The sequence below is a fragment of the Methylosinus sp. shoA genome (assembly GCF_059718125.1).
The window spans coordinates 1,644,139-1,669,633 of record NZ_AP046091.1 but is presented as its reverse complement, the minus strand read 5'-3'; the positions used below and the strand labels follow the sequence as shown (position 1 = coordinate 1,669,633).

General features: G+C 66.4%; 8 protein-coding genes. All 8 read left to right on the top strand.

The window, feature by feature from the left end; genetic code table 11:
- Positions 1-179: 179 nt before the first annotated feature.
- The 8 genes from AC6IW9_RS07495 to AC6IW9_RS07460 all read left to right on the top strand — a co-directional run bounded on the left by AC6IW9_RS07495 (position 180) and on the right by AC6IW9_RS07460 (position 25,492).
- The gene (locus AC6IW9_RS07495; protein ID WP_497770899.1) at positions 180-434 is read left to right on the top strand and encodes an MbtH family protein; all 255 of its coding nucleotides are present in this window, start codon (positions 180-182) and stop codon (positions 432-434) included.
- Positions 435-445: 11 nt separating this feature from the next.
- Complete coding sequence (locus tag AC6IW9_RS07490; RefSeq protein WP_497770896.1) at positions 446-1,186, top strand: thioesterase II family protein; 741 nt, start codon at positions 446-448, stop codon at positions 1,184-1,186.
- 145 nt (positions 1,187-1,331) lie between these two features.
- Positions 1,332-2,309, top strand: coding sequence for a TauD/TfdA family dioxygenase (locus tag AC6IW9_RS07485; RefSeq protein WP_497770893.1), 978 nt, complete (start codon positions 1,332-1,334; stop codon positions 2,307-2,309).
- 80 nt (positions 2,310-2,389) lie between these two features.
- Positions 2,390-7,669, top strand: coding sequence for a non-ribosomal peptide synthetase (locus AC6IW9_RS07480; protein WP_497770890.1), 5,280 nt, complete (start codon positions 2,390-2,392; stop codon positions 7,667-7,669).
- Complete coding sequence (locus AC6IW9_RS07475) at positions 7,666-12,195, top strand: type I polyketide synthase (RefSeq protein WP_497770887.1); 4,530 nt, start codon at positions 7,666-7,668, stop codon at positions 12,193-12,195. The genes AC6IW9_RS07480 and AC6IW9_RS07475 overlap by 4 nt, the downstream gene beginning before the upstream one ends.
- 9 nt (positions 12,196-12,204) lie before the next feature.
- Entirely contained in the window at positions 12,205-15,528 is a 3,324-nt protein-coding gene (locus AC6IW9_RS07470; RefSeq protein ID WP_497770884.1) for an amino acid adenylation domain-containing protein, read from the top strand.
- Positions 15,525-22,151, top strand: a complete 6,627-nt coding sequence (locus tag AC6IW9_RS07465; protein ID WP_497770882.1) for an amino acid adenylation domain-containing protein — start codon at positions 15,525-15,527, stop codon at positions 22,149-22,151. The genes AC6IW9_RS07470 and AC6IW9_RS07465 overlap by 4 nt, the downstream gene beginning before the upstream one ends.
- Positions 22,151-25,492 (top strand): amino acid adenylation domain-containing protein, encoded by a 3,342-nt coding sequence (locus AC6IW9_RS07460; RefSeq protein WP_497772461.1) that lies wholly within the window; start codon positions 22,151-22,153, stop codon positions 25,490-25,492. The genes AC6IW9_RS07465 and AC6IW9_RS07460 overlap by 1 nt, the downstream gene beginning before the upstream one ends.
- Positions 25,493-25,495: the final 3 nt, after the last annotated feature.

Sequence of the window (25,495 nt, the reverse complement as noted above, 5' to 3'; positions counted from 1 at the left end):
CGCATCGCAAGCTCTACGTCGCGTTCGCCTGCGTCGGCGCGCTTCGCGCTTGCGAGTCGATCGGCGACTAAACAAATCGAAGGCTGCCACGTCTTAATAGCCAGTGACCCGCGTGCCTGCGACGTGTCTGCGGCCGGCAGAGCGCGAGGGCGCTTTTCGTTCACTGCCCGAGGATGCCCATGTCGACCAGCTGCTTCGACCGCGAGGACGAAACCTTCATCGTTCTCGTCAATCACGAGGAACAATATTCCATCTGGCCTCACTGGAAGGCCGTGCCCGGCGGGTGGCGGGCCATCGAGGGCGTCAAAGGCGACAAGAAGACCGTCCTCGAATATGTCGAGAAGACATGGACCGACATGCGTCCGCTGTCGCTGCGCAAGTGGATGGACGAACAAGCCGCGAAGACCGCCCAGCCCTCCACGGCGAACGCTTGACGGCCGGTCTCATGGGCTCGCCGTTCATCGATCTGCTGGCTCTGCCTTGCGCGGGAGCGAGCGCCACCATGTATCTGCGGTGGCGTCGCTCGATGCCGGCGTGGATCCGAGTCGTTCCCGTGGAGTTGCCGGGGCGCGGCGGTCGGCTGGGCGAGCCTTTCGTCGAAGATTTCGATCGGCTCGTCGCGCAGATCTGCGACGAGCACGCGGCGTCGATGCGAGGCCGCTACGCCTTGTTCGGACACAGCATGGGCGCGTTGCTGGCCTATGGTGTCGCGCAGCGCCGGCATGCGCTGGCCGAGCCTCCGCCCCGTGCGGTGTTTGTGTCCGCCAGCCCGGCGCCCTCGCGCCGCGATCCGGATCGCTTCGCCGGCAAGGACGACGACGCGGCGCTGATCGCCGATCTGCGTAAGCAGGGCGGCACGCCCGAGGAGGTGTTCGCCAGCAGCGAGCTGTTGCGCCTGACCCTGGACGCATTGGCCGCCGACTACCGCGTCTGCGCGAGCTTTCGCTACCGGGGGGGCGCGCCGATCGCCGCGCCGATGCGCGCCTTTGCGGGACGGGATGACGACATCGCCGCGGAGCGCATCGAGGCTTGGCGGCGCGAGGCCGGCGACGGGTTCACGCTCGACTGGTTCGACGGCGGCCACTTCTTCATTCGACAGCAAGAGCAAAGGGTGATCGCCGCAGTGGTGCGGGAGCTGACGCATCGGTTTTCCGGAGTGGAGCATGCAGCCACAGCGTCCGCCTGAGCTATGGCCGACCGGCGTCGTCGCTCGACGCCGACATCGTGTCGCCGCATGAAGCGGGCGTGCGCGCGTTGCGTATGCGCCTCGTTACGCCGCTGGGTCACGCCGCCATCCCGGTCTGGGGAGGCGATGGCGCGGGAGCATTGAAATGATCGAGTTGAAGCCCCGCTTCGAGCGCAAGGCGCCGCCCGGCTCCGAATTGCCGACGCTGATCGTGCCCGCCGAACGCGGCGAGCCGCTGCTCGAGGCTCTGCCGCGCTTGCGCGCCGAGATCGAGGCGCGGGTCGCCACGGTCGGCGGGGTCCTGCTGCGCGGATTCGATGTGCCCTCGGTCGAGAGCTTCCGCGCGTTTGCGGCGGGATTCGGCCATCCTCTGCTGAGCTACGAGTTCGGCTCGACTCCGCGAACCGAAGTGGGCGGCGGAGTCTATACGACCACCGAGTATCCGGCGCATCAATCGATCCCGTTGCACAACGAGCAGGCTTACACCCGCATGTGGCCCATGAAAGCCTGGTTCCATTGCGTGACGCCGGCGACCGAAGGAGGGGAGACGCCGATCGCCGACAGCCGGTCGATCTACCGGCGCATGCCCGCGCGGATCCGGGACCGCTTCGCGCCCGGGATCATCTATGTGCGCAACTACGGCGATTTCGACGTGTGCTGGCGGAAGGTGTTCAACACCGAACGCCGCGACGACGTCGAAGCCTTTTGCCGCAAGGCCGGCATCCGCTGGGAGTGGAAGCCCGATGGCGATCTGCGCACCGTCCAATTGTGCCAAGCCGCCGAGACCCATCCCGTCACCGGCGAGACGGTGTGGTTCAACCAGGCGCACCTCTTCCACATTTCCAACCTGCAGCCCGAGGTGCGCGAATCGCTCGAGGATCTGCTCGGCGTCGAGAACCTGCCGCGCAACACCTATTTCGCCGATGGCTCGCCCATTCCCGATGCGATGCTCGACGATGTGCGCGACGTGCTCGACGCGGAGACGGTGTCGTTTCCTTGGGAGAAGGGCGACGTCACGATGCTCGACAACATGCTCGTCGCCCATGCGCGCGCGCCGTTCAAGGGACCGCGAAACGTAGTGGTGGCGATGGCGGAATCCCACAGCAATCTGAGCAGGTTCTGAACGCTTCGACCAGCAGGGGAAGACCGATGACGACACGACCCGCGTCGCCTGGGAGTGCGTTCGATAATCCGGCGAATTTTGTGGAACGCCTGCAGCGCCTCGCCGCGACTCGTCCCGAGGACGAGGCGCTGACCGTCGTCGCGGTGCGTAACGACAAAGTCGTCGAGACGACCTCGACCTATCGCGCGTTCGTCCTGTGCGTGCAGGCGCTCGCAGCAGTGCTGCAGCGTCGCTTCGAGACGGGCGATCGCGTCATGATCCTGCTCGACAACGACGAGAATTATGCGGTCGGCCTGTTCGCCTGTTTCCACGCCGGCGTGATCGCGGTGCCTGTGTTTCCGCCGGAGTCGACGCGCCCGCAGCATCTGGCGCGACTGGCCGGCATCGCCGCCGATGCGCGAGCGCGCGGCGTCCTGACCGCGAGCGCTCTGCGGACGCACATCGCCGCCGCCGCGGGCCAATTCGGCGGGCTGGAGCTCATCGCGGTGGATGAAATCGATCCTGCGGCGGCCGGCGATTGGCGTCCGCGCGAACCGGCGACCGCGGATATCGCATTCCTGCAATACACCTCCGGCTCCACCTCGGCGCCGAAAGGCGTGATGGTGACGCACGGCAATCTGATGGCCAATGAGCGGGCGATCCGCGAGGGACTCTCGATCCGCGCCGACGACAAGCTCGGCGTATGGTCTCCGCTGTTCCACGATATGGGACTGATCGGCGGCCTGTTGCAGCCCTTCTACAGCGGGATTCCGTGTGTGCTGTCGTCGCCGCGCTTTTTTCTGGAGCGTCCGCTGCGCTGGCTGGAGATGATCTCGCGCCATCGCGTGACGATCAGCGGCGGCCCGGACTTCGCGTATCGCTTGTGCCTGGATCGGATCAAGGAGACGCAGCTCGATGGGCTGGATCTGTCGAGCTGGCGCGTGGCCTACACCGGCGCCGAGCCGGTGCGGCACGACACGATGGAGGCGTTCGTCGAGCGTTTCGCTCCCGCCGGATTCCGCGCCGGCGCCGTTCATCCCTGCTACGGCCTGGCCGAAGCGACGCTCTACGTCACCGGAGCGGGCCGTGACGCCGGCATGGCGGTGAACCGTTTCGACGGCGAGGGGCTCGCGATGCGACGCGTCGCGGCCAAGGTCGATGGCGTGGCGCTGGTCGGTTGCGGCGTCTCGCCCCCGGAGCACGAGATACGGATCGTCGATCCGCAGACCGGCGAGGCCGCCGCCGAAGGCGTGATCGGAGAAATCTGGGCCGCGGGGCCCAGCATAGCGGCAGGCTATTGGAACAAGCCGCGCGAGAGCGCGGAGGCCTTCGTCGAGCGCAACGGCGTCCGCTGGCTGCGCACCGGCGATCTCGGCTTCCTGCATGACGCTCAGCTCTTCGTGGCCGGTCGGCTCAAGGACATGATCATCGTGCGCGGGCACAACATCTATCCGCAGGACATCGAGCGCGCGGTCGAAGCCGAAGTGGAAGCGGTCCGCAAGGGCAGGGTGACGGCCTTCGCGGTCGCGATCGATGGGCAGGAAGGCGTCGGCGTCGCCGCGGAAGTGTCGCTCGGGCTGCAGAAGCTCGTGCCTGCGCAGGCGCTGGTCGACGCCGTGAGCGCAGCGGTGAGCGAGCAATGCGGCGAGGCGCCGAAAGCGGTCGTGCTCCTCAATCCCGGCGCATTGCCCAAGACCTCCAGCGGCAAGCTGCAGCGCGCCGCCTGCCGTAACGGATGGGCCGAACGTTCGCTCGACGCCTATGCGCTGTTCGAGGGCGGGCGCTTCGTCTTCGGCGATGGGCTGACGAAAAGCGCTCCGACGACCGGCGATCGCTCGAGCCGGGACGAGACGTTGCGCGCGCTGGCGGAGATATGGCGTGAGGCGCTCGGACACGAGTCGACGCGGCAATACGCCGACGACGCGCATTTCTTCACCCTGGGCGGCAATTCGCTGGCGGCCGCGCGACTGGCGGCGCATGTCTCGCAGAAATGGGAGATCGATTTCACGGTCCGTCACGTCTTCGAGCGCCCGCGTCTGCGGGAGCAGGCGGAGAGCGTTCAGGCCCGCCAGAGCGCCGGCGTGCGGACGACGCGCATTCCGGTCTTACCGCCGGAGAGTCGCGGCGAACCCTCGCCCTTGTCCCCGGCCCAGCAGCGGCAATGGTTCCTGTGGCGGCTCGATCCGCAGAGCACGGCCTATCACATCCAATGCGCGCTGCGGATCGCCGGCGCGCTCGATGTCGACGCCATGCGCGATGCCGTCGCAGAGCTGGCGAAGCGGCACGATTCGCTGCGTTGCGTGTTTCGCGCGCGGGCGGACGGCGAAACAGAACAGATCGTCCGAGCCGATGTTTCGCTGGATTTGAAGCTGATCGACCTGCGCGACATCGCGAAGGATCGACGCGAGGCGTGCGCGGCGGAGGCGCTGCGCGAGCTCGATGCGCAGCCTTTCGATCTCACATGCGGCCCTCTGGCGCGCGCCGCTCTCGTGCGCTTGGACGATCAGGCGTATGCGCTGGCGCTGGTGACGCATCACATCGTCTCGGACGGGGCGTCGATGCAGATCCTCGTGGATGATCTGGCGGCGCTCTATGCGGCGCGGCTCACGGGCGCGTCGCCGCCGCAACCGCCAGCGCTTCGTTACACGGACTACGCCGCGTGGCGGCGCGAACATCCGGACGGGGAGGCGCACGAACGGCAATTGGCCTATTGGCGCGAGCAGCTCGCTGTGGCGCCGGGCGAGGCTCAGCCGGTTCTCGTCCTGGCGACCGATCATCCTCGTCGGGCGGTCGCCCGATATGGCGCGGCGCATCACCGTTTCGAACTGCCGGCCGATTTGCTGATCGGGCTGCGTCGGCAGGCGGAGAGTCGGGGCGCGACGCTATTCATGGCGCTGCTGGCCGCATTCCAGGCGCTGCTGCATCGCTACACTGGGCAGAACGACATCCGCGTCGGCGTGCCGGTCGCCAACCGCGGCCGCCCGGAGCTGCGAGGCGTGGTCGGTCTCTTCGTCAATACGCTCGTGCTGCGGACTGTCGTCGATGGACGAACGAGCTTCGCCCATGTGTTGGACAACGCCAGGGAGGCCGCGATCGGCGCCCAGGCGAATCAGGACCTGCCTTTCGAGCAACTCGTCGAAGCGCTTCAGCCGGAGCGCAGCCTCAGCCACAGCCCGTTGTTCCAGGTGGTGTTCAATCATCTTCAGGCGGACTACGGCGAATTCGCGCGTCGGACCGGCCTCGCCGTGGAAGGGCAGCTGCTGTCCGAACAGGCCGCGCAGTTCGAGTTGACGCTGGACACGCGGGAATATTCGGACGGGCGCGTGAACGCTCATCTGACTTATGCGCGCGAATTGTTCGAACCTTCGCGCATCGAGCGTCTGGCCGGCCACTATCTCGCGCTGCTGCAGGCTTTGTCCGATCGTCCCGATCAGGCGCTCGGCGAAATCGTCATTCAAGACGCCGAGGAATTGAGGCGGCTCGAGCAATTGGGGGAGAACCGCGAGCGCTATGCGAGCGCCGAGCCCGTTCATCGGCTGATCGAGCGCCAAGTCGTGCAACGGCCCGATGCGACGGCGTTGATCCTGGGCGAGGAGACGATGAGCTATGGAGAGCTCGATCGCCGGGCCAATCGCCTCGCGCGCCGTTTGATCGCGCTGGGAGTCGAACGCGAACGCCGGGTGGGCCTCGCGGTGGAGCGTTCGATCGACATGATCGTGGGGCTGCTGGCGATCCTGAAGGCGGGAGGAGCTTTCGTTCCTCTCGATCCGCGCTATCCGTCCAAGCGGCTGGCCGACATGGTCGAGGACAGCCGGATCGAGCTCGTGCTCACGCAAAGCCATGTCCGGGAGCGGCTCTGCGTCGGACGGGCGCAGAATGTGCTGGCGTTGGACGAGCTCGATCTCCGCGCCGAGCCCGATCATGCTCCCTGCGTCATGGTGCACGGCGAGACTCTCGCTTATGTGATCTACACCTCCGGCTCGACGGGCAGGGCGAAGGGCGTCGCGGTCGCGCACGGCGCGCTCGCCGAGCACGCCCGACTGTCGGCGGTGTTTTCGAGCCTCGCTCCGGAAGACCGGATGCTCCAATTCGCGACGCTGAATTTCGACGGCTTCATCGAACAGCTGTTCCCGCCGCTGCTGGTGGGCGCCGCTGTCGTGCTGCGTGGGCCCGACTTGTGGAGCCCGGACGAGTTCCTGCATGAGCTGCGCGAGCGCCGCATCAGCATCGTCGATCTGCCGACCGCTTATTGGTTCGCTCTGATCCAATCTTTCGCCCGCGCGGATCGCAAGGACTACGGCAGCCTTCGTGAAGTTCATATCGGCGGCGAAGCGATGCCCGCGGAGGCGGTGCCGATCTGGCGTGATGCAGGCCTCTGCGGCGTGAAGCTGCTCAACACTTATGGTCCGACCGAGGCGGTGGTGGTCGCCTCGCTGCTCGACTGCGCGCCCTTCGTCGCCGGCGATCGCGCGCCGCCGCTGCATATGCCGATCGGCGGACCGCTGCCGGGCCGCAGCCTGCGCGTGCTGGACGCCGATCTGCAGCCGGCGCCGCTCGGCGTGGCCGGCGAGCTGTGCATCGGCGGCCCCTTGCTCGCGCGCGGCTATCTGGACCGGGCGGGACTGACCGCGGAGCGATTCGTGGCCGATCCGTTCGACGCTGCCGGCGGGCGTCTCTACCGCACGGGCGACCGCGTGTGCTGGAACGTCGACGGCGATCTCGAATATCTCGGGCGCGTCGATCAGCAGGTGAAGATCCGCGGCTTCCGCGTCGAGCCGGGCGAGATCGAAGCGCAATTGCTGGCGCAGCCTGAGGTGCGGGAGGCGGTGGTAGTGGCGAAAGACGCCCGGCTGCTCGCTTACGTATCGCCGCAGGCGGGACAGGCGATCGATGTGGTCGAGTTGCGCGCGCGATTGGCGAACGCGCTGCCCGACTACATGACGCCCGGCTCGATCGTGCTGCTGGAATCCCTGCCGTTGAGCCCCAACGGCAAGGTGGACCGTCGCGCGCTGCCCGCGCCCGAACGGCCGAGCCGGCTCGCATTCGAGGCGCCGCAAGGCGAAGTGGAGGAAGTGCTGGCGCGGCTCTGGGCCGAGACTCTCGGGATCGAGCGCGTCAGCCGCCGCGACAATTTCTTCGAGCTCGGCGGCCATTCGCTGCTGCTGCTGAAGCTGCACCAGCGCCTCGACGGCCATGGTTTCGCGGTCGCGCCTTCGGTCGTCGATTTCTTTCGCTATCCGACGATCGAGTCCCTGGCGGCGTTTCTGGCCGCCGGCGCGGCTGCTGCGGGCGACTCCAGGCAAGAGATCTCGGAACGGGCGGCGCGGCAAAGGCAGGCGTTTCTGCCGCGCCGGCCGGGCGTGGAGAGGACGCGGACATGAGCGGTTCATCCGAAGCGCGGACCGGCGTGGAGATCGCCATCGTCGGCATGGCTGGTCGCTTTCCCGACGCGCCGGACGTCGACGCTCTGTGGCGCAATGTGCGCGACGGGGTCGAGTCGGTCAGGCCGCTGAGCGACGAGAGCTTGCGCGCATGCGGCGTCGCCGCCGCGGCTCTCGCCGATCCGAGCTATGTCAAGAACGGCGTCGTGCTGCCGAACATCGATCTGTTCGACGCCGATTTCTTCGGCTACTCGCCGCGCGAGGCGGAACGCATCGATCCGCAGCAGCGCCTGTTTCTCGAGACGGCGTGGCAGGCTCTGGAGCACGCCGGATATGGCGCGGGCGCCGGCTCCGCCCTGGTCGGCGTCTACGCCGGCAGCGGCCCGAGCCTCTATCTGCTGCGGCATCTCTTGCCGTCGATAGATTTGTGCGAGAGCGACATCGCGTCGCTGCTCGGCCTGCTGAACGGCAGCGATCACGATTCTCTCGCCACTCGCGTCGCTTACAAGCTCGATCTGCGCGGGCCGGCGGTCTGTGTGCAGACGGCGTGCTCCACGTCGCTCGCGGCGGTGCACCTCGCATGCAGAGGCCTGCTGAACCATGAAGCCGACATGGCGCTCGCCGGAGGCGTCTGGCTCAATCTCCTGCAGGGCCGCGGCTACCGCTATCAGCCCGGCGCCATCCTGTCGCCGGACGGTCACTGTCGCGCCTTCGACGCCGAGGCGGCGGGCACCACGATCGGCAGCGGCGTCGGCGTGGTCGCGCTCAAACGTCTGGCGGAGGCGATCGCCGACGGCGACGCCATTCATGCGGTGATCAAGGGGTCGGCGATGAACAACGATGGCGCAGCCAAGGTCGGCTATACGGCGCCGAGCGTCGACGGTCAGGCGGCGGTGATCCTCGCCGCGCTGGCGATGGCCGATGTGGGCGCCGAGACGATCGACTATGTGGAGGCGCATGGGACCGGCACGACGCTCGGCGATCCGATCGAGATCGCCGCGCTGACCGAAGCGTTCCGGGCCGGCTCCGACCGCAAGGGCCATTGCGCCATCGGCTCGGTGAAAACCAATGTCGGACATCTCGACGCAGCGGCCGGCGTCACTGCGCTGATAAAGACGGTGATGGCGCTCGAGCGCCGCACTCTGCCGCCCAGTCGGAATTTCGAGCGGCCCAATCCGCAGATCGATTTCGCCGACAGCCCGTTCTACGTGAACACCGAGGCGAAGCCCTGGCCGGAATCGGCGACGCCGCGGCGAGCCGGCGTCAGCTCCTTCGGCATGGGCGGAACCAATGTGCATCTCGTGCTGGAAGAGGCGCCCTCGGCCGCCGACGGCGTGGAGCCTTCGGAAGGCGTCGCATCGCCCGAGGGCTTGCACGCGCTGATGCTCTCGACCCGCAGCGCATCGTCGTTGGAGGCCGCGAGCCTCGAGCTCGCGCGCCATTTGGAGCGGCGCCCGGATTTATGCTTGGCCGATGTGGCGTATACGTTGCGCGAGGGGCGCAAGCGCTTCGACCATCGCGCGGTCGCGCTCGCCCGCGATCGAGAGGAGGCGATCCGCGCGCTGACGCGACACGATCTCACCGCCTTTTTCGAGGGCGAGGCATTGTCGGCGCGCCCTACTGTGGCCTTTCTGTTCCCCGGCCAGAGCGCGCAGCATGTGGACATGGGCCGCGCGCTGTACGAGCGCGAGGCCGGATTCCGCGAAGCAATAGACCGGTGCTGCGAGCTGTTGCGGCCGCATCTGGGGCTGGACCTGCGCGCGCTGCTGTATCCGGTCGCAAACGAAGCCGACGCGGCGGCGCGGCTGGCCCAGACCGACATCGCCCAGCCGGCGCTGTTCGTCGTGGAATATGCGCTGGCGCAATGGTGGGTTCAGCAGGGCGTCCGACCCGATGCGATGCTCGGGCACAGCATCGGCGAATATGTGGCCGCTTGCCTCGCCGGCGTGTTCGCGCTGGAAGACGCGCTGGCCGTCGTCGCCGCGCGCGGCCGGCTGCTGCAGGCGATGGAGCCCGGCGCCATGCTCACGGTCGGCCTGCCCGAGGCCGAATTGCCGGCCGATCTCACGGGGTGCGAGTTGGCGGCGATCAACGCGTCGGATCTCTGCGTCCTATCTGGGCCGACCGCGGCGATCGATGCCGCCGAGCAGGAGCTCGCGGGCCGCGGCGTCGCCGTTCGGCGCCTGCATGTGTCGAGAGCTTTTCACTCCGCAATGGTCGAGCCGATGCTCGGCGCGTTCGAGGCGCTCCTGTCGCGCATTGCGCTCTCCGTGCCGCGAATCCCCTTCGTCTCTAATGTGAGCGGGCGCTGGATCACCGTCGACGAGGCGCGCGATCCAGCCTATTGGGCGCGTCACATGCGCGGCGCCGTGCGCTTCGCGGACGGTCTGGACGAGCTGCTGGCCAAGCCCGATCGTGTGCTGCTCGAAGTCGGACCGGGGGAATCTTTGACTGCTTTGGCGCGCCGCCATCCGCGGCTCGCGACGCGACCGGCGCTCGCGTCGCAGCGCCATCCTCGGCAGGCGGCGCAGAACACCGATCAGCCGGCGCGTTGCCTGGCGCAGCTGTGGGTCGCCGACGTCGATGTGGAGGCTGCGGATTTGTTCCGCGGCGTCTACGGCCGTCGCGTGCCGCTGCCGACCTATCCGTTCGAGCGCCGGTCGTACTGGGTCGAGGCGCCGAAGGAGCGTGCGGGCGTAGGTCCGGACAAGCGCGATTCCGCCGAGCGCGACATCGCCGATTGGTTCTATACGCCGGCGTGGAAACGCATTCCCCCTCCATCTGCGGCGAATGGCGAAAAGCAGAGCGGCTGCATTCTGGTGATGGGCGCTTCCGGCGACGATTTGACCGAGCGTCTGTGCGAGGTCTTGCAGGCCACGGGCCGGGCGGTGGTCCGAGCGGAGCAGGGGCCGGAGTTCGCACGACTCGGCGAGCGTCGCTACGCCCTGCGAATCGGCGCGCGCGATGACATCGAGCAGCTTCTGCGTCGCATCGACGCCGAGGTCGGACCGCTCTCCGATATCTGTCATTTGTGGAACGTCGATCTCGAAAGAGCGCTGCCTCCTGACGAGGCGGTCGAACGCGGCTTCTTCAGCCTGCTCGCCCTCGCGCAGGCGCTCGGAGCGACCGGCGGGCGCAAGGTCTCGCTGACAGTGGTGGCGAGCCGGCTCGAGGACGTGACGGGCGCCGAGCCCCTGTGCCCCGAAAAGGCGACCCTGCACGGGCCTTGCAAGGTCATTCCGCAAGAATACCCGCATATCGCCTGCCGCGTGATCGACGTGCCGCCGACGACGGATTCCGGCGCGCTGGAAAGGCTCGTGCGCCAGATCGCCGCCGAAATCGACGCTCCGGTCGAAGAGTCGATCGTCGCCTATCGAGGCCCGCACCGCTGGGCTCGCACGTTCGAACCGCTGCGCATCGAAACGCCGAGCGCCGGTTCATTGCGCAAGAACGGCGTCTATCTGATCACCGGCGGCTTGGGCGGCGTCGGTCTCGCGCTGGCGCGCCATCTGGCCGGGCAGTGGCAGGCGCGATTGGCGCTGCTCGGGCGCAATATCTCGCCGGACCAGGCCGAGGCGGCGGCCGAGCTGGAAGCGCTCGGCGTCGAGGTTCTGATCCTTCGGGCCGACGTGACCGAGGCGACGCAATTGCGCGCCGCCGTCGACGAGGCGCGTCGCCGCTTCGGCGCCCTGCATGGAGTCGTGCATGCGGCGGGCGTGGCGGGCGGCGGCATGATCGCGCAGCGCGAGCGCGCCGCGGTCGAGCGGGTGTTCGCGCCGAAGCTGCGAGGACCGAGAAATCTCATGGCTGCGCTCGAGGGGGAGATGCTCGACTTCGTGTTGCTGTGCTCCTCTCTCAGCGCGATCACCGGCGATTTCGGCCAAGTTGATTATTGCGCGGCCAACTGCTTCCTCGATGCGCTGGCGTCCGAAGAATCGCGTCGCGGCGAGACGCCTGTTCTATCCGTCAACTGGGATGCTTGGCGCGGCGTGGGAATGGCCATGAGCCAGAAATTGCCCGATGGCGTCGGCATCGCGCCGACGCAGGCCGGCGCGCTGCTCGAGAAAATTTTATCCGCTCCGCTCGGCGCGCGCGTGCTGATTTCTACTGTCGATCTCGACCGGCAGTTCGCGCAGGCGAACTCCGGCGCGCTCGCCGACCGCTTGCCGTCCGTTCTCCCGACGAAGCAGCAGCGGTCGCAGCCACGTCCTGCGCTCCGCACGATCTACATTCCGCCGTCCAATGAGCTAGAGGAGGGGCTGGTCGATCTGTGGGGAGAGTTCCTCGGACTGTCGTCCATCGGCGCCGAGGACAATTTGTTCGAGCTCGGCGGCGATTCGTTGCAGGCGGTTCAGCTGCTGGCGAAGGTGCGCCATGTCTATGGCGTCGAGATTCATCCGACCGCCTTCTTGGAACGACCGACGATCGCGGCTCTGGCTCTGCTCGTCGAGGAGCGGCTGATCGAGGAGATCGAGACGGAAAGCGTCGGCCTGGAGACCGCGCAACGCAGCTCTGCAACCGTATGAGAAGCACTCATGCCCGAGACGAATAAGCTCGCAGAACGTCGAGCGAGGCTCAGTCCCGACCAGCGTGTCAAGCTGGCGATGCGGTTGCGAGGCGAGGGCGACGTCGCCGCGGCGCATGTCATTCCACGCTGTCGGCAGGAGCAGCGCAGCCCGCTTTCTTTCGCGCAACAGCGCTTGTGGTTTCTCTGGAAACTCGATCCCGGCGGCGCGGCATATCATCTGAGCGGCGGACTGCGTTTGATCGGGCCGCTCGACGCCGCGGCGCTCCGGGCCAGCCTCGACGCTCTCGTCGACCGCCATGCGTCGTTGCGGACCGTCTTCCGAGAAGGGGATGACGGCGACGTGGAGCAGATCATCTCGCCGCGAGGCGAGGTGGCGCTTCCCTATGTCGACCTGAGCGGCGCCGATGCGGAGGCGCGCGAGCGTCGCATATGCGAGGAGACGCTGCAGTTGCGCGTGACGCCGTTCGATCTCGGCGCTGGTCCGCTGATGCGCGCGGAGCTGCTTCGTGTCGAGACGGACGAGCATCGATTGATCGTGGTGATGCATCATATCGTCTCGGATGCGCAGTCCACGCAGATCATCCTCGACGAGCTGCCGGAGCTGTATCGGGCGAATTTGCAGAAAGAGACGCCGCGGCTCCCCGACCCCCCCATCCGATATATCGATTACGCGGCTTGGCAGCGCGAATGGTTGGCCGGTCCGGAAGGGGAGCGACAGCTCGGCTGGTGGAAGGCGCAGCTGAGCAATGACGCTCCGGCGCTCGTGCTCGCGACCGATCGGCCACGCAATACGGACGGCCGTTACGCCGCCGCGACACACGCTGTCGAGATAGATGAGGACTTGGCGGCGAGGCTGCGCCAGAGAACGCAGTCGTTCGGCGCCACGCTGTTCATCGGCCTGCTCGCGGCGTTTCAGGCGCTGCTATTCCGCTATACCGGCGAGAGCGACATTCGCGTCGGCGTGCCGATCGGCAATCGCAATCGCGCGGAGGTCGCCGGAGTCGTCGGCTTCTTCGTGAACACGCAGGTGCTGCGCGCCGAACTCGACGGACGTGTCGTGCTGGCCGACTTGCTGCGCCGGACGCGAGACGTCGCCTTCGGCGCCCAAGCGCATCAGGACCTGCCGTTCGAGCGGCTGGTGGAGATTCTGCAGCCTGTCCGCAGCGTCGCCCACACCCCGCTGTTTCAGGTGGCGTTCAACCATCTTCGCCGCGACGACGGCGCGCTTCGGGCCTGGCCCGGCGTTTCGGCGCAGCGATTGGACTTCGACGCGCCGGCCACGCAGTTCGAGCTCGCTTTGGAGACCTGCGAGGATGCGGACGGCGGTTTGAGCGTGACGTTCACCTATGCGCGGGAGCTGTTCGATGCGACGACGATCGAGCGGATGGCGGGTCATTACATGGCGCTGCTGGAGGCGTTGGCGGAGCGGCCGGAGCAGGCGGTCGGCGATGTCGATCTTCTCGGCGCAGCGGAGCGGGCGCAATTGCGGCGGTGGGGCGCGAATGATCTGCGTTTCGCCGATGTGGAGCCCGTGCAGCGGCTGTTCGAGCGACAGGCGCGCAGCCGCCCCGACGCGATCGCGCTGACGTTCGACGGCGCATCGCTTTCTTATGGCGAGCTGAACGCGCGCGCCAACCGGCTGGCGCATCGTCTGATCGCATTGGGCGTGAAGCCGGATGCGCTGGTCGGCGTCGCGGTGGAGCGTTCGCTGGACATGGTGGCGGGCCTGCTGGCGGTTCTGAAGGCGGGCGGAGCCTATGTGCCGCTGGATCCGGACTATCCGGCGGATCGGCTGGCCTATATGGCGCAGGACAGCGGGATCGCCCTGCTGCTGACGCAGAGCGGGGTGAAGGAGCGTCTTGCTTTCGCGGATCGGCTGACGACGCTGGAGCTCGACCGGCTCGCCCTCGACGACGAATCCGATCTCGATCCTTCGGTCGCCGTTCATGCCGAGAGCCTCGCCTATGTGATCTACACCTCCGGCTCCACCGGACGCCCCAAGGGCGCGGCGATCCGGCATCGGTCGCTGGCGAGCTGCATGAACTGGATGCAGCACGCCTATGGGCTCACGGGCGACGATGCGGTTCTGCACAAGGCGCCTTTCGGCTTCGACGTGTCGGTGTGGGAAATCTTCTGGCCGTTGACTTCGGGGGCGCGCCTGGTGGCGGCGAATCCGGGAGATCACCGCGATCCCGAGCGGATCGTCGAGCTGATCCGCCGGCACGAGATCACGACGTTGAACTTCGTGCCGGCGATGCTGCAGGCGTTTCTGGCGCATGACGGCGTTGAGGTCGAGACGCGTCTGCGCCATGTGATCTGCGGCGGCGAAGCCATGCCGGCGGCGACGCAGCGGGACGCCCTGCGGCGCTTGAAGGGAGCGAGCCTGGAGAATCTGTATGGTCCGACCGAGACGACGATCCATGTCACGCGATGGCGTTGCCGCGACGATGGCGGCAGCCGGGTTCCGATCGGCCGGCCGATCGCGGAGACGCAGGTCCATGTGCTGGACGCGGCGCTGGCTCCCGCTCCGGCGGGCGTCGCGGGGGAGCTCTATATCGGCGGAGAATTGCTGGCGCGCGGCTACTCGAATCGTCCGGCGCTGAGCGCGGAGCGGTTTGTCGCCGATCCGTTCGACGATCATGGCGGGCGGCTGTATCGCACCGGCGATCTGGCGCGCTGGAACAGCGAGGGCGCGCTGGAATATCTCGGGCGGATCGACCATCAGGTGAAGGTGCGGGGGTTCCGCATCGAGCTGGGGGAGATCGAGGCGCAGCTGCTGGCGCAGCCGGAGGTGCGCGAGGCGGCCGTGGTCGCGCAGGCCGGTCCTGCGGGCGCGCGGCTCGTCGGTTATGTATCGGCGGCGGCCGGGCGTGCGATCGACGCCGCGGCGCTGCGCGCGCGGCTGCGCGAGACGCTGCCGGATCATATGACGCCGGGCGCGCTCGTCGTGCTGGAGAGCCTGCCGCTGAACGCGAACGGCAAGATCGATCGCAAGGCGCTGCCGGCGGCGGAGTTCGTGAGCGATCGCGGCTATGAGCCGCCGCAGGGCGACGTCGAAGAGGCGCTCGCCGCCATCTGGGCCGAGACGCTCGGCGTCACCCGCGTCGGACGAAACGATAACTTCTTCGAGCTCGGCGGGGATTCGCTCTCGGCCGTGCAGCTCGTCACCCGAGCGCGAAGACGAATGCGAGCGAATTTGGTCGTTCGTGATGTCTTCGAATATTCCACGCTGCGAGAAATGGCTCTAGGCGCGAATGTGATGGGCGTAGCGGCGGGCGAAGAAGCGCTGCTGGAAATCGATTGCTTCATCGATAGCCTGGAGGGCGTATGATGGAAAGCGCGGCAGCCCGTCGAATCGCGGAACGCTTCGTCACCCTGTCTCTGGAACAGCGTCACGCAGTATACGAGCGGATCAGATCTCAGGGCTTCACCATCGACGAGTTTCCGATTCTGCCTCGCGGCGAGGAGCTCGGGGTAGCGTGCGGGACGTCCTATTCTCAGCTTCGGCAATGGTTTTTGTGGCGACTTGATTCTTCGAGCACGGCGTATCACATCAGCGGGGCTCTTCGGCTCGAGGGGGCGCTCGATGTCCCGGCGCTGCGGGCGAGTTTCGCCGCGCTGGTGGAGCGTCACGAGTCGCTTCGCACGGTGTTCCGGGCGGATGCGGACGGCCGCGTGGAGCAGCATATTCTCGCCGCGATGCCGATCGACGCGCCGCTGATCGATCTCTGCGGGCTCGGCGACGCCGAGCGCGAGGCCCGCATGCGCGAGCAGGCGCAGGCGATCGGCGACCTCCCTTTCGATCTGACGCAGGGCCCTCTGCTGCGGGTGGCGCTGATCAGGACCGCCCGCGAAGAGCATGTGCTGGTGGTGGTGATGCACCACATCGTCTCCGACGGCTGGTCGATGCAGATCATCGTCGAGGAGTTCGTCGCCCAATATCGGGCGCGGCTGCGCGGCGAAGCGCCGGCGCTGGAGCCTCTGCCGATCCAATATGCCGATTATGCGGCGTGGCAGCGCAACTGGCTCGAGGCGGGCGAGAAGGAGCGGCAGCTCTCCTATTGGCGGGGGCGGCTCGGCGACGAGCATCCCGTGCTGCAATTGCCGACGGACCATCCACGCAAGGCGGAAGGAAGCTATCGCGCGGGGCGTTACGCCGTCGAGGCGCCGGCGCGTCTCGTCGGCGCTCTGCAGCGCCGTGCGCAGGCGGAAGAAGCGACCTTGTTCATGGCGTTGCTGGCGAGCCTGCAGGCGCTGCTGCATCGCTACGCCGGCGAGAGCGATATCCGCGTCGGCGTGCCGATCGCCAATCGTCATCGGGCGGAGACGGAGGGCGTCGTGGGCTTCTTCGTGAACACGCAGGTGCTGCGCAATGTCGTCGAGCCCCGGCAGAGCCTTACGCAGCTGTTGCGGCGGACGCGGGAAGCGGCGTTGGGCGCTCAGGCGCATCAGGACTTGCCGTTCGAGCAATTGGTGGAGGCTCTGCAGCCGGAACGCAATCTGGGAACCAATCCTCTGTTCCAGGTGATGTTCAATCACCAGCGGCAGGATCGGCGGGCGCTGCGGGATCTGCCGGGATTGCGATTGACGGAGCTCGCGCTCGGGGATCAGGGCGCGCAATTCGAGCTGGCGGTGGACAGCGTCGAGGATGCGGACGGCGGTTTGAGCGTGACGTTCATCTATGCGCGGGAGCTGTTCGATGCGACGACGATCGAGCGGATGGCGGGTCATTACATGGCGCTGCTGGAGGCGTTGGCGGAGCGGCCGGAGCAGGCGGTCGGCGATGTCGATCTTCTCGGCGCAGCGGAGCGGGCGCAATTGCGGCGGTGGGGCGCGAATGATCTGCGTTTCGCCGATGTGGAGCCCGTGCAGCGGCTGTTCGAGCGACAGGCGCGCAGCCGCCCCGACGCGATCGCGCTGACGTTCGACGGCGCATCGCTTTCTTATGGCGAGCTGAACGCGCGCGCCAACCGGCTGGCGCATCGTCTGATCGCATTGGGCGTGAAGCCGGATGCGCTGGTCGGCGTCGCGGTGGAGCGTTCGCTGGACATGGTGGCGGGCCTGCTGGCGGTTCTGAAGGCGGGCGGAGCCTATGTGCCGCTGGATCCGGACTATCCGGCGGATCGGCTGGCCTATATGGCGCAGGACAGCGGGATCGCCCTGCTGCTGACGCAGAGCGGGGTGAAGGAGCGTCTTGCTTTCGCGGATCGGCTGACGACGCTGGAGCTCGACCGGCTCGCCCTCGACGACGAATCCGATCTCGATCCTTCGGTCGCCGTTCATGCCGAGAGCCTCGCCTATGTGATCTACACCTCCGGCTCCACCGGACGCCCCAAGGGCGCGGCGATCCGGCATCGGTCGCTGGCGAGCTGCATGAACTGGATGCAGCACGCCTATGGGCTCACGGGCGACGATGCGGTTCTGCACAAGGCGCCTTTCGGCTTCGACGTGTCGGTGTGGGAAATCTTCTGGCCGTTGACTTCGGGGGCGCGCCTGGTGGCGGCGAATCCGGGAGATCACCGCGATCCCGAGCGGATCGTCGAGCTGATCCGCCGGCACGAGATCACGACGTTGAACTTCGTGCCGGCGATGCTGCAGGCGTTTCTGGCGCATGACGGCGTTGAGGTCGAGACGCGTCTGCGCCATGTGATCTGCGGCGGCGAAGCCATGCCGGCGGCGACGCAGCGGGACGCCCTGCGGCGCTTGAAGGGAGCGAGCCTGGAGAATCTGTATGGTCCGACCGAGACGACGATCCATGTCACGCGATGGCGTTGCCGCGACGATGGCGGCAGCCGGGTTCCGATCGGCCGGCCGATCGCGGAGACGCAGGTCCATGTGCTGGACGCGGCGCTGGCTCCCGCTCCGGCGGGCGTCGCGGGGGAGCTCTATATCGGCGGAGAATTGCTGGCGCGCGGCTACTCGAATCGTCCGGCGCTGAGCGCGGAGCGGTTTGTCGCCGATCCGTTCGACGATCATGGCGGGCGGCTGTATCGCACCGGCGATCTGGCGCGCTGGAACAGCGAGGGCGCGCTGGAATATCTCGGGCGGATCGACCATCAGGTGAAGGTGCGGGGGTTCCGCATCGAGCTGGGGGAGATCGAGGCGCAGCTGCTGGCGCAGCCGGAGGTGCGCGAGGCGGCCGTGGTCGCGCAGGCCGGTCCTGCGGGCGCGCGGCTCGTCGGTTATGTATCGGCGGCGGCCGGGCGTGCGATCGACGCCGCGGCGCTGCGCGCGCGGCTGCGCGAGACGCTGCCGGATCATATGACGCCGGGCGCGCTCGTCGTGCTGGAGAGCCTGCCGCTGAACGCGAACGGCAAGATCGATCGCAAGGCGCTGCCGGCGGCGGAGTTCGTGAGCGATCGCGGCTATGAGCCGCCGCAGGGCGACGTCGAAGAGGCGCTCGCCGCCATCTGGGCCGAGACGCTCGGCGTCACCCGCGTCGGACGAAACGATAACTTCTTCGAGCTCGGCGGGGATTCTATTCTGAGCTTGCAGATCGTGGCGAGACTCCATCGGGCAGGATGGAAAATTGCGCCGCGCCAAATGTTCGAACGCCAGACCGTTGCGGAATTGGCGCCGTGGGCGGAAAAAGCAAACGAAAACTATGAACGCTCGAATCCACGCCGGCCGAACGCTCCGCTCTTGCAGCTCAGCCGGGCCGAGATCGACGCGCTCGCAATTCCGGTCGAATCGATCGAGGACATTCTTCCGCTGACGCCGATGCAGCAAGGCATGCTCCTGCACACGCTGCTCGACCCGAAATCCGGCATGTATCTGATGCAGGACAGGTTCGACATTCATAGCGCTCTCGACATCGATGCTCTTTGGCGAAGCTGGGATATCGCATTTCAGGAGCACGCCGCGCTTCGCGCCGGATTCATTTGGCAAGGCATGGAAACGCCGTGTCAAATCATTCATCGAAACGTGACGCTACCGAAGGAGGGCCTCGACCTGCGTCATCTCGAACGATCGACGGCAATCGCCCATATCGAGCAGATTTTGGAGGAGGAGCTCGCTACCGGCTTCGACATGAGCAGGGCTCCGCTCATACGTTTGCGTCTGGCGCAAATCTCCGATCACGAATTCCATCTGGTGCTCAGCTTTCATCACATGCTGATGGATGCTTGGTGCTCGGGTTTGTTGATGGGAGAAGTTCTATCCGAGTATGACAAACTTATAGCGACGAGCGAGCCGCCTCGACCTCCTGCGCCGTCGACTCCTTACCGAGATTTTCTCTCATGGCTGCTTCGCCAAGACCGCGATGCCGCGCTTCGCTATTGGCGTGAGAACCTCGCCGGCTTCAATCAGGTGACGCCATTGCCTGTCAATCGGCGGGCGCCGGCGGGCGCCGCCGGATCGAGAATGGTCAATGTCAGAACCGCGCTCTCGGCGGAGCAGACGCGGCAGTTGAACGCTGTTTCGAAGCGCGAGCGGATTACGCCGAACACGCTCGTCCAAGGCGCCTGGGCGTTGGTTCTCGCACGCTACTCGGGACTTCGGGAGGTGTTGTTCGGCGTCACCGTCGCCGGTCGTCCCGCAGAACTGCCCGAGCTGCACCGGACGATTGGCTTGTTCATCAACACTATTCCTTTGCGTGTGCAGCTGCCTGATCCCGGCTCTGCGACAAACGTGGCCGAATGGCTGCGCGCGATGCTGTCCCAGAATCTGGAGGCGAGGGAGTTCGCATATTTGCCCTTGGTCGAAGTGCACGGGCTGACCGGCATGCCGCATGATCAGTCGCTGTTCGATAGTCTATTCGTCTTTGAAAATGCTCCCGTGGACGTATCGCTCATCGCAAGGGCGAAACAATGGTCTGTCCATGACGCCAGCTCGCGCACTCATACCAACTATCCGATCACCGTCGTGGTCGTTCCCGAGAATGAAATGCTGTTGCAGATCACCTATGACGAGCGATTTTTCGACGCTGTGGTCGCCGAACAGCTGTTGAGGAGCTTTCGACATATCGTGGAGCAACTCATCAGCGCTCCCGCCGCCACTCTCGATGCAGTTCGCGCGCTGCCAGATTCGGAGCAGCTCTCCTTGATTGCCAGCGGCCGAGGGCCGGATCGCGCGCAGCCATTCGAATTGGGATTTGTCGGACTGTTTCAGCGGCAGGTGGCGATCCACGCTGGCCGTATCGCGGCTCGGTGTGGAAGCCTTTCCATTACTTACGAAGCGCTCGACGCGTCGACCAACCGGATCGCGCGACTGCTGCTGGATGCGGATGTGACGCCCGGCCGGACGGCGCTCGTGTTTGCGGAGCGGAGTATCGGCTTCTTGGAGATCGTGGTCGGATGCTTCAAAGCGGGCGCCGCATATTTGGCCGTCGATGTGGACATGCCAGTCCAGAGGCTGGCGCAAGTCGTCGCTTCCTCCGACGCACAGGTCATCGTCGTAGGACCCGGCTGCGCGGCGATGTTGAACCTCGTGCTGTCGTCGCTGCCCGCGACCTTCGCTACGCCCCGCATCATCGATTTTTCGCTCGCACGCGATATGTCCAGTGGAAGACTGCCTGTCATTCCCGTTCATCCGGATCTTCCGACTTATGTGATTTTCACGTCCGGCTCGACCGGCGAGCCCAAGGGCGCTGTGGTGACGAGCAGGGGAATGCTCAACAATCAACTCAGCAAGATCGATCTGTTCTCGCTGGGCTGCGACGACGTCATCGCGCAGACGGCTCTGCAGAGTTTCGATATTTCCGTATGGCAGCTGCTGTGCGGCCTGCTTTGTGGGGCGTGTGTCGAAATCGTTCCGACGATCGTGACGCGTGATCCGATCGCGCTCCTCGGTCTCCTAGAGGAGCGCGGAGTCACGGTGTTCGAGTGCGTGCCATCGATGATGCAGGCGATGATGGAGGCCGCCCCTATCTCATTGCCGAAGCTGCGTGTGACCTTGGTGACGGGAGAGGCGGCAAAGCTGGCGCATGTACAGGTTTGGCACGATCGCTATCGGCAGACGATCCTGGTGAATGCTTATGGTCCAGCGGAATGCGCCGATGACGTGGCTCTGCAAATGAAGTTTCCCGGCGAAGCGCTCGACGCAACGGAATCCTGGACCGACGGAACATTTCCCATTGGCCGGGCGGTAGACAATATTCATCTTTGCGTGCTCGACGATAATCTCGATCCGGTTCCTGCTGGCGTTCCAGGTGATCTCTATGTGGCCGGAATAGGCGTCGGACAAGGATATCTGCAGCGTCCGGACCTCACCGCCGAGCGATTTGTCGCCGATCTGTTTTCGGGTGTCGAGGGGGCTCGGATGTATCGCACCGGCGATATCGTTCGGCAAGGATTCGACGGAGTGTTCCATTACTTGGGGCGCTCGGATAGCCAAGTCAAAATTCGAGGACACCGGATCGAGCTCGGAGAGGTCGAAGCACTGCTCGTTCAGCATGGCGACGTGCAGAACGCGGTCGTCACCGCTTGCGTGGATACGGCGCGAGGGCAACGACTCGTCGCTCATGTCGTGCCCGTGTCTTCATCCGAACATGTCGAGGATTTATTCGTCGAGTTGCGTGCGTATATGGAGCATCGGCTGCCCGACTATATGGTCCCCACTATTTGGATGCGGCTCGACGCCCTGCCCACGAATGCGAATGGAAAGGTCGATCGGCGAGCGCTGCCTGCCCCCGAATTTTCGTCGGACAGCAGAGCCTTTCGGGCGCCAGTCACCGAAACGCAGATGCGTCTGGCGGATATCTGGCGGCAGGTTCTGAATGTGGATCGTGTCGGGCTTGATGACAATTTCTTCGAATTGGGCGGGCACTCGCTGAGCGCTATGCAGGTGATTGCCCGGATTCAAAGCGTTCTACGCCAGGACGTTCCGATCAATGTTCTGATTTCATCGCCAACCTTCGAGCGATTTTCGTCGAGCGTCGATGAACGAGGCGGTCACGTGAGTGACCACACGCTGGAACGCCTGGACACATTCTTGAGCGTGTTGGAGAATTCTTGATGGATCGCTCGGTGGCTGTTCGTTTGATGGAGCGGTTTGGCTCGGCTTCTGCCGAAAACAGATGCGCTTTCTACGCCAAGATGCGTAGCGAAGGTGTGGCGCTATCGCAGTTGCCGATCGTTCCGCGGCCTGCTTGCGCCGGTAGGGGAGAGACGCCGTCCTATTCTCAGCTTCGGCAATGGTTTTTGTGGCGACTTGATTCTTCGAGCACGGCGTATCACATCAGCGGGGCTCTTCGGCTCGAGGGGGCGCTCGATGTCCCGGCGCTGCGGGCGAGTTTCGCCGCGCTGGTGGAGCGTCACGAGTCGCTTCGCACGGTGTTCCGGGCGGATGCGGACGGCCGCGTGGAGCAGCATATTCTCGCCGCGATGCCGATCGACGCGCCGCTGATCGATCTCTGCGGGCTCGGCGACGCCGAGCGCGAGGCCCGCATGCGCGAGCAGGCGCAGGCGATCGGCGACCTCCCTTTCGATCTGACGCAGGGCCCTCTGCTGCGGGTGGCGCTGATCAGGACCGCCCGCGAAGAGCATGTGCTGGTGGTGGTGATGCACCACATCGTCTCCGACGGCTGGTCGATGCAGATCATCGTCGAGGAGTTCGTCGCCCAATATCGGGCGCGGCTGCGCGGCGAAGCGCCGGCGCTGGAGCCTCTGCCGATCCAATATGCCGATTATGCGGCGTGGCAGCGCAACTGGCTCGAGGCGGGCGAGAAGGAGCGGCAGCTCTCCTATTGGCGGGGGCGGCTCGGCGACGAGCATCCCGTGCTGCAATTGCCGACGGACCATCCACGCAAGGCGGAAGGAAGCTATCGCGCGGGGCGTTACGCCGTCGAGGCGCCGGCGCGTCTCGTCGGCGCTCTGCAGCGCCGTGCGCAGGCGGAAGAAGCGACCTTGTTCATGGCGTTGCTGGCGAGCCTGCAGGCGCTGCTGCATCGCTACGCCGGCGAGAGCGATATCCGCGTCGGCGTGCCGATCGCCAATCGTCATCGGGCGGAGACGGAGGGCGTCGTGGGCTTCTTCGTGAACACGCAGGTGCTGCGCAATGTCGTCGAGCCCCGGCAGAGCCTCACGCAGCTGTTGCGGCGGACGCGGGAAGCGGCGTTGGGCGCTCAGGCGCATCAGGACTTGCCGTTCGAGCAATTGGTGGAGGCTCTGCAGCCGGAACGCAATCTGGGAACCAATCCTCTGTTCCAGGTGATGTTCAATCACCAGCGGCAGGATCGGCGGGCGCTGCGGGATCTGCCGGGATTGCGATTGACGGAGCTCGCGCTCGGGGATCAGGGCGCGCAATTCGAGCTGGCGGTGGACAGCGTCGAGGATGCGGACGGCGGTTTGAGCGTGACGTTCATCTATGCGCGGGAGCTGTTCGATGCGACGACGATCGAGCGGATGGCGGGTCATTACATGGCGCTGCTGGAGGCGTTGGCGGAGCGGCCGGAGCAGGCGGTCGGCGATGTCGATCTTCTCGGCGCAGCGGAGCGGGCGCAATTGCGGCGGTGGGGCGCGAATGATCTGCGTTTCGCCGATGTGGAGCCCGTGCAGCGGCTGTTCGAGCGACAGGCGCGCAGCCGCCCCGACGCGATCGCGCTGACGTTCGACGGCGCATCGCTTTCTTATGGCGAGCTGAACGCGCGCGCCAACCGGCTGGCGCATCGTCTGATCGCATTGGGCGTGAAGCCGGATGCGCTGGTCGGCGTCGCGGTGGAGCGTTCGCTGGACATGGTGGCGGGCCTGCTGGCGGTTCTGAAGGCGGGCGGAGCCTATGTGCCGCTGGATCCGGACTATCCGGCGGATCGGCTGGCCTATATGGCGCAGGACAGCGGGATCGCCCTGCTGCTGACGCAGAGCGGGGTGAAGGAGCGTCTTGCTTTCGCGGATCGGCTGACGACGCTGGAGCTCGACCGGCTCGCCCTCGACGACGAATCCGATCTCGATCCTTCGGTCGCCGTTCATGCCGAGAGCCTCGCCTATGTGATCTACACCTCCGGCTCCACCGGACGCCCCAAGGGCGCGGCGATCCGGCATCGGTCGCTGGCGAGCTGCATGAACTGGATGCAGCACGCCTATGGGCTCACGGGCGACGATGCGGTTCTGCACAAGGCGCCTTTCGGCTTCGACGTGTCGGTGTGGGAAATCTTCTGGCCGTTGACTTCGGGGGCGCGCCTGGTGGCGGCGAATCCGGGAGATCACCGCGATCCCGAGCGGATCGTCGAGCTGATCCGCCGGCACGAGATCACGACGTTGAACTTCGTGCCGGCGATGCTGCAGGCGTTTCTGGCGCATGACGGCGTTGAGGTCGAGACGCGTCTGCGCCATGTGATCTGCGGCGGCGAAGCCATGCCGGCGGCGACGCAGCGGGACGCCCTGCGGCGCTTGAAGGGAGCGAGCCTGGAGAATCTGTATGGTCCGACCGAGACGACGATCCATGTCACGCGATGGCGTTGCCGCGACGATGGCGGCAGCCGGGTTCCGATCGGCCGGCCGATCGCGGAGACGCAGGTCCATGTGCTGGACGCGGCGCTGGCTCCCGCTCCGGCGGGCGTCGCGGGGGAGCTCTATATCGGCGGAGAATTGCTGGCGCGCGGCTACTCGAATCGTCCGGCGCTGAGCGCGGAGCGGTTTGTCGCCGATCCGTTCGACGATCATGGCGGGCGGCTGTATCGCACCGGCGATCTGGCGCGCTGGAACAGCGAGGGCGCGCTGGAATATCTCGGGCGGATCGACCATCAGGTGAAGGTGCGGGGGTTCCGCATCGAGCTGGGGGAGATCGAGGCGCAGCTGCTGGCGCAGCCGGAGGTGCGCGAGGCGGCCGTGGTCGCGCAGGCCGGTCCTGCGGGCGCGCGGCTCGTCGGTTATGTATCGGCGGCGGCCGGGCGTGCGATCGACGCCGCGGCGCTGCGCGCGCGGCTGCGCGAGACGCTGCCGGATCATATGACGCCGGGCGCGCTCGTCGTGCTGGAGAGCCTGCCGCTGAACGCGAACGGCAAGATCGATCGCAAGGCGCTGCCGGCGGCGGAGTTCGTGAGCGATCGCGGCTATGAGCCGCCGCAGGGCGACGTCGAAGAGGCGCTCGCCGCCATCTGGGCCGAGACGCTCGGCGTCACCCGCGTCGGACGAAACGATAACTTCTTCGAGCTCGGCGGACACTCCTTGCTCGCGTCGCAGGTCGTCGCGCTTCTGGCGATCCGTCACGCCTGCGAGGTCTCCGTTCGGCTCCTGTTCGAGACGCCGGTGCTGCATGAATGCGCCGCCGAACTCCCGCCATCGTGGTCGACCACCGCCGCCTCGCGCAGCGACCGGCTGGCGCGGATCGATAGCCTTATGAGCGAATTCGAGGTTTGACTG

Excerpts from the sequence above, each read along its gene's own strand:
- AC6IW9_RS07470 (WP_497770884.1), top strand. The coding sequence starts at position 12,205 with ATGCCCGAGACGAATAAGCTCGCAGAACGTCGAGCGAGGCTCAGTCCC.
- AC6IW9_RS07495 (WP_497770899.1), top strand. The coding sequence starts at position 180 with ATGTCGACCAGCTGCTTCGACCGCGAGGACGAAACCTTCATCGTTCTC.
- AC6IW9_RS07465 (WP_497770882.1), top strand. The coding sequence starts at position 15,525 with ATGATGGAAAGCGCGGCAGCCCGTCGAATCGCGGAACGCTTCGTCACC.
- AC6IW9_RS07475 (WP_497770887.1), top strand. The coding sequence starts at position 7,666 with ATGAGCGGTTCATCCGAAGCGCGGACCGGCGTGGAGATCGCCATCGTC.
- AC6IW9_RS07490 (WP_497770896.1), top strand. The coding sequence starts at position 446 with ATGGGCTCGCCGTTCATCGATCTGCTGGCTCTGCCTTGCGCGGGAGCG.
- AC6IW9_RS07485 (WP_497770893.1), top strand. The coding sequence starts at position 1,332 with ATGATCGAGTTGAAGCCCCGCTTCGAGCGCAAGGCGCCGCCCGGCTCC.
- AC6IW9_RS07460 (WP_497772461.1), top strand. The coding sequence starts at position 22,151 with ATGGATCGCTCGGTGGCTGTTCGTTTGATGGAGCGGTTTGGCTCGGCT.